The organism is Treponema sp. OMZ 805, from assembly GCF_050937395.1.
Classification (GTDB): Bacteria; Spirochaetota; Spirochaetia; order Treponematales; family Treponemataceae; genus Treponema.
The window spans coordinates 17,893-30,941 of sequence record NZ_JACCLP010000018.1 but is presented as its reverse complement, the minus strand read 5'-3'; the positions used below and the strand labels follow the sequence as shown (position 1 = coordinate 30,941).

10 protein-coding genes are annotated in these 13,049 nt (G+C 43.2%); 4 read left to right on the top strand and 6 right to left on the bottom strand.

Annotation, left to right across the window (positions count from 1 at the left end):
- Positions 1–205: 205 nt before the first annotated feature.
- Complete coding sequence (locus HGH47_RS11635; RefSeq protein ID WP_253676322.1) at positions 206–655, top strand: metal-dependent transcriptional regulator; 450 nt, start codon at positions 206–208, stop codon at positions 653–655.
- A gap of 8 nt (positions 656–663) precedes the next feature.
- Here the strand turns inward: HGH47_RS11635 and HGH47_RS11630 are convergent, their stop codons facing one another.
- The 6 genes from HGH47_RS11630 to tmk all read right to left on the bottom strand — a co-directional run bounded on the left by HGH47_RS11630 (position 664) and on the right by tmk (position 5,135).
- A complete protein-coding gene (locus tag HGH47_RS11630) occupies positions 664–1,596 on the bottom strand; it encodes a PSP1 domain-containing protein (protein ID WP_212566167.1) in 933 nt (310 codons plus the stop codon).
- Positions 1,597–1,608: 12 nt separating this feature from the next.
- Positions 1,609–2,136: a YaaR family protein gene (locus tag HGH47_RS11625; RefSeq protein ID WP_212566168.1), complete on the bottom strand. Its 528-nt coding sequence runs from the start codon at positions 2,134–2,136 to the stop codon at positions 1,609–1,611.
- A 9-nt stretch (positions 2,137–2,145) separates the two neighbouring features.
- Complete coding sequence (locus HGH47_RS11620) at positions 2,146–2,571, bottom strand: bactofilin family protein (protein WP_432912486.1); 426 nt, start codon at positions 2,569–2,571, stop codon at positions 2,146–2,148.
- A gap of 2 nt (positions 2,572–2,573) precedes the next feature.
- The gene (locus HGH47_RS11615; RefSeq protein ID WP_212566169.1) at positions 2,574–3,599 is read right to left on the bottom strand and encodes a M23 family metallopeptidase; all 1,026 of its coding nucleotides are present in this window, start codon (positions 3,597–3,599) and stop codon (positions 2,574–2,576) included.
- Positions 3,600–3,887: 288 nt separating this feature from the next.
- Positions 3,888–4,502, bottom strand: a complete 615-nt coding sequence (locus HGH47_RS11610; protein ID WP_212566170.1) for a hypothetical protein — start codon at positions 4,500–4,502, stop codon at positions 3,888–3,890.
- Between the two features lie 3 nt (positions 4,503–4,505).
- The gene (gene tmk, locus HGH47_RS11605; protein WP_212566171.1) at positions 4,506–5,135 is read right to left on the bottom strand and encodes a dTMP kinase; all 630 of its coding nucleotides are present in this window, start codon (positions 5,133–5,135) and stop codon (positions 4,506–4,508) included.
- A gap of 342 nt (positions 5,136–5,477) precedes the next feature.
- Here tmk and HGH47_RS11600 point away from each other — a divergent pair, with 342 nt between their 5' ends.
- The 3 genes from HGH47_RS11600 to HGH47_RS11590 all read left to right on the top strand — a co-directional run bounded on the left by HGH47_RS11600 (position 5,478) and on the right by HGH47_RS11590 (position 13,048).
- On the top strand, positions 5,478–9,884 hold the full coding sequence (locus HGH47_RS11600; RefSeq protein ID WP_212566172.1) for a translocation/assembly module TamB domain-containing protein: 4,407 nt from the start codon (positions 5,478–5,480) through the stop codon (positions 9,882–9,884).
- A gap of 190 nt (positions 9,885–10,074) precedes the next feature.
- Positions 10,075–12,516 (top strand): outer membrane protein assembly factor BamA, encoded by a 2,442-nt coding sequence (bamA, locus tag HGH47_RS11595; protein ID WP_212566173.1) that lies wholly within the window; start codon positions 10,075–10,077, stop codon positions 12,514–12,516.
- Positions 12,517–12,529: 13 nt separating this feature from the next.
- Positions 12,530–13,048 carry an OmpH family outer membrane protein gene (locus HGH47_RS11590; protein ID WP_212566174.1) on the top strand — a complete coding sequence of 173 codons (519 nt, stop codon included), beginning with the start codon at positions 12,530–12,532 and terminating at the stop codon, positions 13,046–13,048.
- Position 13,049 lies beyond the last annotated feature (1 nt).

Here is a 13,049-nt window from a genome sequence, read left to right as displayed (position 1 = left end):
GTCTTCGCTGAAAAGGTCGACAAATACGGAGTCTTTGTACTTTCTGTTTGCAGTGCTCATAGCTGTTCTCCCTCGCTTGCTGGTAAGTATTATAGCATAGGCTAACGGATTTTTAAAGATACCGCATATTCATACTATCTGAATTATAAATTGCAACAGAAAATTAAAACTTGCAAACGAACTCAAAGGGGTATATAATAAACTTATGATAGCACGAGTTTCTGCTTCGCAAGAAGATTATTTGGAAGTTATTTATGATTTATCACACGGTACTGAGGCTGTCCGTTCAATCGATATCGCTAATTTGTTGGGGGTTTCGAGGGCAAGCGTAAATAAGCGTCTCAGTCTGTTAAAAGATTCCGGTTTTGTCGAACATGAACCCTACGGATTGGTGCGTCTTACCGAAAAAGGCTGTGCTGTTGCAAAAAATGTTCGCGAACGGCATAACACGTTGTATAAGTTTTTGACCGATATATTGGGTGTAGACGAAGAAACTGCCGATCGCGAGGCATGCGAAATGGAACATGCGATCAGCCAGGATACTTCAGATAAGCTGTATGCGTATCTTAGTAAACTCAATAAGGCTCCCGGGCCGGAAGATAAGATATCTAAAACCCAAAGGGTGCAAACCTCTTATGACCGCCTTATTAAATAACCTCTTTGCTAATTATTAATTTTCCATTTTCCGTGCTGCTGAGAAAAACGCTGTGCAGGCATAGAAATAACCCGCCCGTCTTCTCCGGCAAGTGCAATAATGCCGGTAATCAGATTTATTTCGCTGATGCGGAACAGGGTGTTATCGTAGTAGAGACTGGTGCCGATTGAGGGCAGCTTTTTCCGCGTTTCCACATACCAATCATATTCATAAGAAAGGCAACAGAGTAGACGTCCGCATTGCCCCGAAATTTTGAGCGAATTTAACGATAGGTTTTGTTCTTTTGCCATCTTGATAGATACCGGCCGCAGTTTGTCCGTTACGGCATGGCAGCAAAACGGGCGACCGCAACAGCCGATGCCGCCAGCCATTCTCGATTCATCGCGAACACCGATTTGCCGCAGCTCGATACGAAGATGCAAAATAGCAACCAAGTCTTTAACCAGCTTACGAAAGTCAATACGGGTATCTGCCGTAAAAAAGAAGATCACTTTAGGATCCTCAAGCAAGTAGTGGCAGTCAATCAACTTCATATCAAGTTTATGAATAAGAACTTTTTCTTTAAAAACTGCGCCGGCTTCCTTTTCTTTTTCAAGATTTTCATTTATACGCTGAAAATCCTTATCAGTTGCTTTCCGCGTAACCGTAACGATATCTTTAATTGCTGCTCTAATAGGATGTTGTACCAAACCCATTACACGAGCCATATCATCACCGTAGCGGGTAGGGGTAATGACATAATCACCGTCTTGCAGGTTTAAATCCGCCGTTGTCGCGTAAAAAGTCTCTTGTGAATATTCAAGCTTTAACTGATAGAGTGGTTTGGGGAAGGCTCCCTCCGGTATAGTTTCTTCCGTTTGAGGCGCATCGCTATCTTCCAAAGCGCTTAAATCATCTATTTCTTCGTATTCGGTATATGTTTCTTCAAATTCAATATCCATTTCTGACTCCTATTATGTAATTAAATCTATAATTAAGCCGTATATTTCTTCAAGCCGTTCAAGAATAAAAAGCTGGCTTTTTTGGTCACAGAGCAATTCACCTGCAAACTTGTCAAGCTTTTCATTGATAATAACAATTTGGGTAAAAGAGCGTGGTCTTAAATGATTGGTCTTATCACGGCGTAAGTGAGTCCGTGTCGTAACCGTATATGCTTCATGCGCGACATAGCTGATAAAGTTTTTAACAGCCTGCTTATACCGTAAGATTGTTTCAGGATTTTGGCGCGTTCGCAAGGTATCCCCTGCAGATCGTACATCGTCTTGCAACAGAGCGATTGCTTCTTCTTGCGGTAATGTACTCAGCTGTTCGAGTATATCGACTTCGTTTCCCTGCCGGGTTTGGGGTAAGACACTTCGCAGCATCTCTTTAAATTTATTCAGTTTTTTTTTGTCTTTTTCGGATTGCGCTGTTTTGGTTTGTAAGGACGGTTGAACGGTTACCCCTGCTGCGTAAGTTGAACTTTCTATCTGATTTCCCATCTTTCTCCTTTATTTTGAGTAAGAAAAAGTGGAGGAATGGAGCGCTTGTCGGTTTGCATATTTTTTTTCCGCTTCTTCAAAGCTGTGCTGATCGCCGGTTGCGGAGCAGAATCCGTGCAGGATAACATTATCATCAACCCGTAGCTTTTTTGTCAGAACCGACCCGATAACCATCCCCGATGAAAGGACGACGACATAATCCGGCGCAATAATATCGCCCTGTACAATTCCGCCTACACTAACCGAAGCTGCACGGATATTGCCTCGTATTCGGGCTTCCTCTCCGATAATGACACGTCCCATGGTCTGTATATTGCCGTTTATATCACCGTCTATCCGTAAAAAGCCTGAAACCGTTATATTCCCGCTTATCATCGATCCCGACCCAACAATGGTGTTGATCGAAATATCATCGATAAAGTTTTTTTTTGCCATAGTTATTGCTTTGTATTGGAAGCTTTTATATTAAGATATTTAATCGGGTCTACAACATCGGAACCGATATGTACTTCATAGTGTAGGTGGGGACCTGTCGAAATACCGGTTGTTCCGATATATCCGATGGTTTGTCCCTGCTGTACATATTCACCTCTGGTTACGCGGTAAGATTGAAGGTGTGCATATCGGGTATAAAAACCGTGTTTATGCTTAATGATGATATAATTTCCCCATCCGGGATCAAATTCTACGGTAACAACTTGCCCGTCCGCAGTGGCCACGATTGGGTCTCCCGAACGATAGGTGGAAAGGTCTATACCTTTATGAATATACCACTGACCGGTAAAGGGGTGCCGGTTTTGTCCGAATGCCATCGAAATATGCCCGATGCCGCCCTTAATCGGCCAAAGGCTCGGAATATCGGAAAAGAGCGTTGTCTGCATATTAAGGAGTTTCCCCATTTCCTGTACCGGTAATACGGCATCGTTAAGGTATGAGGTAAGCTGCTGCAGCTCCGCAGCTTCTTTCAGCGAACCTTCCGCAACCTCGTGCATATTAAATAGAAAAGATAAATCTCCGTTTGCAGCTTGCCCCGCAGGAGTAGTTGTCTTTAAACCGAGTGAGGAGAAAGTTGAAGTAAGCGCTGTCTGAAAATTCCGTGCGGTTTTTAGGAGTTCATTGGTTTCATCCCGTAATACGTCCAAACTCGCCTGTGCTTTGCGGGCTTCCTCTTTGGTAGCTGAAAGGTCTTGTACCGATACGGCTGTTTTGTGTGCAAACCAAAAGAATGAAGAGAAAAAGCCGATGGCGATAATCAGTGTGAAAAGTAAGCTGAAAATACTGGTCTGAAAATTCAGCACTTTCTTTTGTGAATGCGGGACGATCATGATGGTTAGCTTTTTTCGACCGCCTGCAATGACTCGTTGAAAAAAATGCAAAACCGCTTCGGCTGCTTTCTTTATCTGCTTTGAGATATATCGTACAATATTATTTTCAGTTTTCTTATATCCTCGTGTTCGAGACACTTTTTACACCTCTTTATATAGCGCTATTGGAAAAGTATACCAATTAACGAGCTACCTGTCCAGCATTTGCATTCAGGGAAAACGTAGCAGACTAATTTTTACAGCCCGCAGAATAATGGAGACCGTTCAACCAGAGTTGAACCTCTTCGCGGTTCAAATGGTTGCCCAATCTCCATTATTCTGCGATATTTATCCCATTGGCCTGCTACGTTTTCCCTTCTTTCACAATAAACTGTGCGAAATTTTAATAAAAAATTTCGCACATATTGATAATTCAATTTTGAATTATCAATATGTGTCTTCCATTTTGATAAATTCGGCGCGGACTTTGGCGAGCCGTTCCAATTCCCGTGTTATCGTGCGTTCGTAATTGAGCTTTTTTTGCGCGATCCGTTCCCGTTCATCTTCCCAATACTGTAGATCGGTTAGAAAGAGAAACTGAAACTTCCGTACATTTGCTTTTTCAGCCCACAGCGTTGCTTCTTTCCAATAAAACAAGGCGGTGTTGTAACAATCTTCGGCCATTTTTAAACTTTCGATGTTTTGTTCTTTCCATGGCGCATTATAAAAATATGCGACCTGCTTATCGTATTTCATACCGAGCCTGAGGTGCTGTTCTACCATTTTAAGGTTTAAGTGCATCATAAAGAGATACCGGTATTTTTCCCAATCCGTTTTATCGGTGATCTTTCCTAATGCGTACAGGGGATTACAGAAATCCGCATTGATCGCCTTTTCAAGCCAATAAATGTTCTCGATCGTATCGTCGGGATACTGCTGGTAATGGATATGGTAGAGCTTATAATACTGCTCTTTATATGTTACAAAGTACGCAGGTAGCAACGCCGTTTGAGCGAAAGAGAAAAACAGTAACACTGCAGATAAACAAAAACGCCTTTTCATCTTTTATATTATCGGCAGATTACAGACAATACTCCAGATGTTTTCGTGAATTTTCGCTATTGGTTGAGCAGCATCGATACGGATAATCCGCATATCCGGCGCCGTTTCCGCGTAATACCGGAAAATGGCTTGATATTCGTCCGCAACCCTTTGTTGAAACGCCTCTTTTTCGTATATTTCCCGCGGGATGTTTCGCTTTTCGATTCGTTCCATCGCGGTTTTTGCAGGCAAGTCAAAGAAAAAGAGATATTCGGGAAGCGGAAACGGCGCATTGATTGCCCGTGCCAGTTCCTTTCCTGCAGCAAGCCCTTGATAGGCAAGGCTGGAAAACAGATACCGGTCGGAAAAAACCGCCTTCCCCGCTTGGAGCTGTGCGAAAATACCTTCTTTACCATATATATGCTCGCATCGATCCGCTCCAAAAAGGTAGGCAATCGTTTGACCATCGAATCCTGCTGCGCCTGAAAGCGCTTCGCGGATTAACTTCCCGATGGAACCGCCGGTGGGTTCACAAGTAAACAGCACGGCATCTTGCCGCCCGTGGGAAGCAAACGCTTCCTGTAACAACCGTATCTGGCTCGTCGTCCCCGTCCCGTCAAGCCCCTCAAACACCACAAAATTTTTCAAAATCATCTATAGTTTTTCCTTATTCTTAGCAAGAGGATAATCGTATCAAACCAATAAATCAAATACCGCAAAATAAATGAGAGTATGATGTTCGAAAATAATCTTTCCGTTAGCCTTTTGGAAATATGGGAGGCAGATACGAGGCATGAACAAAAATTACCCACAGGCGTGCTTTTGCACGTCGAGGACTAATTTTTGTGAAATAACGAAGTAGATGCCCCCATATTTTCAAAAGGAAAGGTTGAACGGCCTCAGTATTCTGCGGGGAGATGTAACAAAATGTCTGATGCGTTTGTTCGACACGCTTATCTATCATAGCAATTTCTTTTTTGATATAATAGCCCCTCGATGAAACCTGTCGTACGGTCTAAAATAGAATTTTTACTATTTTTATGTATACTTATTCTCTCTTTTGCGGCGCTCCGCCCTCTGATGCAAACGCTGGAAAAAAAATTGGCAGCCGTGCGTTCGCTGGTTTTGACGGAGCTGGAGGAAACGTATAATGTACGCTTATCTTACGAATCGCTTTCTCCTTCAATATTGCGCTCGGTTTCATTACGGAATGTAAAAATCTTTGATGCGGAACATAATGGAGAAATTGCTTCTTTTGAAGATTTTTCCGTTCAGTATCGTTTTTGGGCGCTCATCTTCGGAAATACTGCCGAGATATTAGATTCCGTGAATATTGCCAACGGCTTTATTGATGCAGACTTGATAGAGAATAAATCGCTTGCCGAAAAGCTCAACACAGTGCGGAAATCTCCAAGTTCCACCCAATCTTCTGTAAATGCCGAACAGATTCTTTCTTTTTTCTCCTCGCAGCTGCTGAACATCCACATTAAAAATGTTCGTTTAAGATTTAGAAATACCGTACATGATATCAACGCAAAGATAACGGATGGATATGTCGCTATCGATGCGGATGCTGTAACGGTCAGTCTTAGCAGCGCTGCCTCTTATCGGAATAGCGATTATACGGCCATCGGTCAAGCTGAAACGGACTTTACTATCGAAGGAAAATTCAACAAAGATTTGACTGCCGGTTCGGTAGTTGCCGATTTTTCTCATATTTCTACCGATCGGTTCGGTATATACCGGCTCAAACTGTTTGCGGATTACCGGGATAAGGTTTTTACCTTTAATACCATGCAGGATTTTCAGCCGATTGACTTTACCGCAAGCTGGAATATTGCAACGAACGATATAAACGGAAGGTTCAGCTGCAAAGATTTTGCCCCCTTGCAGTCCGTTAGGGTCTATAATGCCCCCAAAAGCCTCACCCAATTTGCTTCCATGACAATGTCCGGCAGCTTTCAATTTGCTCTTTCGGGGCGGCATATCCAATGGAATAGCGATTTAAGTTTTGCGTTACCGTCGCTAGTGTTCCCTTCATACCGCTTCGCGGCTTCCCAACTGAATCTTGAAGCGGAGGGAGATGATAAGAGAATCAACATTTCACAGCTTTCGCTATTGGGAAAAGATGCGGATGTGTTTTCTCAATTTAGTTTTGACCTCAACACTAAGATCCCTACAGGGAAGGCTGTTGTAAAACGGTTTAAGCTTCCGTCCGGCGCTTCAGTGGCTGCGGATTTTCAGTTTTTTAAGCAAGGAAAGTCGTTCTTCTGCAAAATACCATCGCTTACCGCCGGCAAAGGGGCACTTCATAACATCATTTTAGCTGTTAACCCTTCGGCACGGAAAGCTGATTATACCTTATCTGCCGAAGACGGATATGGAAAGTATCGTTTTGACGGATCTTATATCTATAACGAAGGTAGCGCTTCCGCTTCTCCTCATTTTGCAGAGTTGCATGGGGCATTCGATGCCGTCGGTATCGGTACAATCTGCAACTTTATTCAGGCAGCGGTTCCTGAAGCGGATATACCGCAGGCAGCGGTTGAATCGCTCCAATGTACAACCGAGTTTTATATTTCGAGTGATTTACGCAGTTTCTCATATAACTGCATCAGGTTCGTTTTAGTTTCAAATACACTTGATGACTTTTATGCGCTGTTATCGGTAAAAGGGAATCAATCTTCTTTTGCGCTAACCGATATCGAACTATCTTACAAAAATATGTCCGTCCGCGGGAATATCAATGCCGATTTTGATCGTTTAAACGACATCATTTTTACCGGTTCTTTAGCTATTAACTCGATCGGTTATCAGCTACAGGGCTTCTTTTCTCAGAATGTTCTCAATATTTACGGCGACTATGGTCTCGCAATTAGCGCCCTTTATGAAAAAGGTACCGGCTTCAAAGGAAGCGTTAAAACTAATGAAATACCGCTGCCTTTTCTGCCCATCTTTTTAACTTTGGATTCGGAGTTTCAATATCATAACCGCACGGATTGGTTTTATACTATTGACAACGGATATGTCAGTTATGGAACTCCTGCTTCGTTAACTCCGGCAAAGATTGGCTTGCATTTTATGGGAAAAGCAGATCCTTCGGGACTGCTTTTGTCTGAAGTCAAACTTGGTGATGACGAAGCGCTGACCGGTACGTTGGCTATAACGGCAGTTTCCATACCTGATAATGAGGGCGGAAAAAACTATACTGCTGCAATGAATCTCGTTTCTCCCGATGCCGCCGAAAAGGTTGAGTGTGCCGCAACGTTTGATTTTTCAAGCGGAGATATCCGTGCCGCCGGCTCGCTTAAACTTGATAATATCTCGGTGGATCGGTTTTTATATAGCCAAGGGAAAAAGCATACTGTGTCGGCTGATGCCGCTTTTTCAATCGATCCGGATTCCTTTTTAGCTCGATTGGATTTGTCTCAACTTTCAATGTTTGTACAGGGCGAAGATCTGAATATAGTCGGTTCCCTTGTGGTGGAAGATGAAAAAGCGGAACTGAATATTACGCAGCTTGGATGGGGGATGCATGAAGCTTCCAATATAACGGGCAATTTCTCGTTAGCAGAGATGACCGGAAGGCTTGATGCCGATTATACCGGTACGGTTGCCGATAAACAGCTAAAAGCGCATATCGGTACTATGTATACCGGTGTACAACCTGATGAAAAAACAAAAGCTGCATTCTTTTCCCTGCTCAAAAACGTAGGAGCGCGCTTTACGATTAACACTTACTTGAGCGATTGGCAGTTCGGTGATTTTACCGGGAAGAACACTGTTCCGCTTTCAATGATCCGTGATCCGGGCGTTACTGCGTTTTATGCCGGAAAAAATGATGAGATAACCGGCTTTATCTTAGATGACGGTGTAGTGTCGCTCAAATTAGCGGAAACACTGCCGCTTAAACTCAATTTGGACGGTACCGTAAAAAAAGAGGCGTTAAATCTGCAAGTAACCGATATCCGAGCAGATGTTAAACGAATATGGGACATAACCGGCCTTGACTATGTGCTTTTTCACGGCGGGACGCTTACCGGAGATTTGACTATCGGGGGAAAACCGATGGAACCTGAGTTTAACGGAAAATTAGTCGGACAGAATATAACCGTCAATTCTCCCAATTATGCACCGGAGATATATGGGCCTGTTTTACTCGACATTATTGCGGACGGTACGGGGCTTGAGGTACCGTATACCGTATTGAAAGGTCCGTCGACGGATATTTGGGCGCGGTGCACTGCGGAGTTTTCAGGTTGGATTCCTGACAATATTTCAGTCCAATGTGGGACGCTCGGAACCAAGATGGGAGTATTTAAGACCGACAATATCCTGTTCCAAGCGGACGGTCTTGCCGGTTGTACTGTTGAAATAAAGGTAACCCCTACACTTGTCGGCGTATACGGCTCCGCAACATTTGATTCAGGCTACTTTGTGGTTAAATTTAACGATTTTGATAAGTTCAATGCCGAATACGGAGGGGAGGGGGATACCGCTTTTGATATGAAGCTGGATTTACAGTTTGGCCACAAAGCTGAATTCCGTTGGCCGACAGCAGATTTTCCAATTTTAAGAACACTTGTGCCTACGGATTCTCCGCTTTCGTTGATTTCCGATGCCGGAACCGGTAACTTTACAATGAAAGGTGATGTAAAGATGCGGGGAGGGGAAGTGTTTTATATTAAGCGTAGTTTCTATATCCGTGAAGGGGCTATTACTTTTGCGGATGTGGCTAACGAAATTGAACCGTTGGTAACTTTAAGGGCGGAAATCCGCGATCGTGACAGTAGCGGTGAACCGTTGCGGCTTGTCTTGACGACAAAAGATCAGTCATTATTCAGTTTTAATCCTGAAATTAGTTCGGATCCGCCCCGTTCTACGAATGAAATTATGCAGCTATTGGGACAAGTGGCTATCGGCGATACGGGCAAAGATAATCTATGGCAAAATCTGCTGGTTTCCAGTTCCGATATCCTTGCACAAGTAGGCTTTCTTAAAAAAGTGGAAAGCAAAGTCAGGGATTTTATAGGGTTGGATGCTTTTTCCTTCCGTACATTGTTGCTGCAAAATGCCATTTTTGGTAACCTGTTCACTGCAAATCAGAATACTACTTTAACAATGAGTAACTATCTTGATAATACGAGTGTTTATATAGGGAAATATTTCGGTTCGGCTATCTATGCGGATGCACTGCTGCACTTAAGCCACTATGATTCAAAATCGCTTAAGAACGGCGGCTCAAAGCGTCCTGTTTATAAGGATATTTTATTTCAGCCGGAAATCGGTTTGGAAATGGCAACTCCCTTCTTTTTGCTGCGTTGGTCAGTCGCCCCTACAAAACCGGATACCTTATTTGTAGGAGATACTGCATTGACTTTTTCATGGAAATATTCATATTAAAACTCGGGGCTGTCAAAAACTGAAAGCCTATCGGCTTTTTCTGTATTGTATAAAGATTTAATTTTAAACTCGCGGGGATAGCGAAAAAGTAACCAACTTTTGAGACATCCCCTCCGTGCAGCGCAAAAAGGTTGCCGTGCGATAATGCTATCGTTGATAAGATAATGTAAATGAGATAGAGGAGTCTTTAATGTTAAAGAAAGTGGTAGCCGTAACGGCGCTCATGTTATCCTTCTGCTTTTTATGGGCTCAAGCTCCCGATAATTGGTATGAAAATAAACCGATAACAGCAATTGTTTTTCAGGGGTTAAATAGCGTATCAAAAACCGAAATGGACGGTATTTTTGATTCGTTTAAAGGAAAACCTTTTTCCGATGCAACGTATTCGGAAATTCTGCAAAAATTATATGCGCTTGATTATTTTTCCGATATTGTACCCAAGGCCGTTCCTGCCGACATCGATTATCAGTATGTTCGGCTTGAATTTGAAGTCACGGAAAAACCTGTCGTTACGTTGATAAAAATAACCGGAAATAACCGCATTTCACGCGGCGATATTTTATCGAAGATAGTATTAAAAAAAGGCGATATCTACAATGAGATAAAAAAGAATGCCGACGAGCAAACCATCAAAAATTATTATATAGAAAAAGGTTATGCATCGGCTGCCGTAAGCTCGAGCGTTTCAGAGAGTCCACAAGGCGGCGTTATCCTTGAATTTACCATTACGGAAGGAAAGCAAACAATTGTTTCCGAAGTTGCATTCCAAGGTAACACCGCTGTCGGAGAAAAGGCGCTCAAAGGAGTTCTCCTTACCAAACCGGCAAAATTCCTTGTGAAGGGGATTTTTCAAGAGAGTCTACTCGCAGAAGATAAGACGGCGATACAGCAATTCTACGGTGAACGCGGTTATATCGATGCTCATGTTGAAAACATCGTTAAGGACATAGATTCCGAATCCGATCCGCAAAAAAACATGGTAAAGCTGACATATATCATTATGGAAGGAGAGCAGTATACTTACAATGGAACCTCTTTTGAAGGAAATAAGATTTTTTCTACCGAAGATTTGAGCGCAAAAATAAGACTGACACCGGGCAGCATTTTGAATATGACCAGATTTGAGCAAGGCTTTCAAGCCATTGCCGATATGTATTTTGAAAACGGGTATACTTCAAATTATATTGCAAAAGCAATGCAGCGCGATTCAACAACTAAGAAAGTATCGTTTGTAATTACCATTGTAGAACGAAGCAGAAGCCATATCGAAAATATTATTATCCGCGGTAATGCACGGACAAAGGATTACGTTATACGCCGTGAGCTTTTGTTTGAGCCGGGAGATGTTTTTTCAAAATCAAAATTTACCAACAGTTTGCGCAATTTATTTAACCTGCGTTATTTTTCTACGGTTGTGCCGGATGTACAGCCCGGTTCCGAGCAGGATCTAATCGATGTCATTCTCAATGTTGAAGAGCAGTCGACGGCAAGTATCCAATTCGGTATTACGTTCTCGGGCGTTTCCGATGCCGACAGTTTCCCTCTCTCATTATTCGTGCAGTGGCAGGAACGGAACCTTGCAGGACGTGGAAACGAACTATCGGTTAATGCAACTGCGGCAACGGATAATCAAACGCTCCAACTTGGCTATGCTGAAAACTGGTTTCTCGGCTATCCGCTGACACTCGGCTTTGACCTATCGTTTACACATAAATCACTGTTCGACTATCAGGATATGGTATTCCCCTATGGGCCGTTCAAAAATAAAGAAGAATTCGAAAAAAATAAAGACTTGGCTAATGCCTACCGAATGCGTTATGACCGACTTGAAACAACATTCGGCGTTCATACCGGTTACCGATGGTACCCCCGATATGCGACGATTACACTGCGCGGTGGTGTGAACTTTTCATTGGTCAAGAACTTCTACGATACTAAGTTATATCGTGCAGCTGATCCGACGATACGGCAACAGGAGGCTAAATGGCGGCTCAGCAACTCATTTTGGACACGTCTCTCGTTTGACGGACGCGATATTACGTATGACCCAAGCAAGGGCTGGTTCTTGAGTGAACAGATATCTTTCTTTGGTCTTATACCAAAAGTTGAAGATGAATATTTCTTCCGTTCCGAAACAAAAGCGGAGGCGTATATTACCCTCGTCGATTATCCTGTTTCTGAAATTTGGAACCTCAAGTTTGTACTGGCCTTTTATACCGGTTTCTCGTTCCAGATACCGATGCCGAATAGCCTTATCGGGGATAGCAGTAAACTCGCTATTGACGGTATGTTTACCGGCCGGGGCTGGATGACGCTTGGCTCGAGCGGCAAAGGCAATGTGCTGCTCAACCATTGGATAGAGTTTAGATGGCCGTTAGCGCACGGTATTCTGTCCTTTGACTTTTTTGCGGATGCGGCAGCCGTCAAAAAAGATTTAACTGATTTAAAGACCTTTAAAATCGATGATTACTATTTCAGCTTTGGACCGGGATTGCGCTTTGTTATTCCGCAATTCCCGCTACGGCTGATGTTTGCAAATACCTTTAAAGCTCAGAACGGAAAGCCGGTTTGGGGAAACGGTAAAGGCGCCGACTGGCGGTTTGTATTATCGTTTAATGTGCCCAACTTATAAGAGGAGAGAATCGATGAAAAAATATACTTTTATATTATTTTGTCTTTTGGCGGGTGCGGTTGCGCTATCCGCGCAGCAGATAACGCGGTTTGCGGTTGTCGATACTTCCCGTATTTACGCTACTTTTTTGCGGGATTCCCGTTCCGTCCGCGATTATCAGGCAAAACAGGTAAAGTATCAAGCAGAAATACAGCGGATGTCCGATGAAATTATCGCGCTTCGCCAAAAGAAGGTGGATGCGGAAGCTATCGGAAAAACCGATGCCGTCCAAAAATATCAGGCCGAAATCGACGTAAAGACGAGTTTTTTGCTTGAATATTCCAAGGCGTGTAACGACGAGTTGGCAGTGCTGCGGAAGAGTTTGGTAAGCGATGATGTCTTTTATTCCCGTCTTTATGCCGCAATTAAAAAGATTGCGGAAAGTCAAGGCTATACGATGGTACTGAACTTGCAACAAGGCGAAGCAATTATCTGGTACAGCCCGACTGTCGATATTACGGAAACCGTTATCCGAGAGCTCAGCTCAAACTAAT

Coding starts and splice junctions, on each gene's coding strand:
- HGH47_RS11600 (WP_212566172.1), top strand. CDS start 5,478: ATGAAACCTGTCGTACGGTCTAAAATAGAATTTTTACTATTTTTATGT.
- HGH47_RS11620 (WP_432912486.1), bottom strand. CDS start 2,571: ATGGCAAAAAAAAACTTTATCGATGATATTTCGATCAACACCATTGTT.
- HGH47_RS11610 (WP_212566170.1), bottom strand. CDS start 4,502: ATGAAAAGGCGTTTTTGTTTATCTGCAGTGTTACTGTTTTTCTCTTTC.
- tmk (WP_212566171.1), bottom strand. CDS start 5,135: ATGATTTTGAAAAATTTTGTGGTGTTTGAGGGGCTTGACGGGACGGGG.
- HGH47_RS11630 (WP_212566167.1), bottom strand. CDS start 1,596: ATGGATATTGAATTTGAAGAAACATATACCGAATACGAAGAAATAGAT.
- HGH47_RS11590 (WP_212566174.1), top strand. CDS start 12,530: ATGAAAAAATATACTTTTATATTATTTTGTCTTTTGGCGGGTGCGGTT.
- bamA (WP_212566173.1), top strand. CDS start 10,075: ATGTTAAAGAAAGTGGTAGCCGTAACGGCGCTCATGTTATCCTTCTGC.
- HGH47_RS11635 (WP_253676322.1), top strand. CDS start 206: ATGATAGCACGAGTTTCTGCTTCGCAAGAAGATTATTTGGAAGTTATT.
- HGH47_RS11625 (WP_212566168.1), bottom strand. CDS start 2,136: ATGGGAAATCAGATAGAAAGTTCAACTTACGCAGCAGGGGTAACCGTT.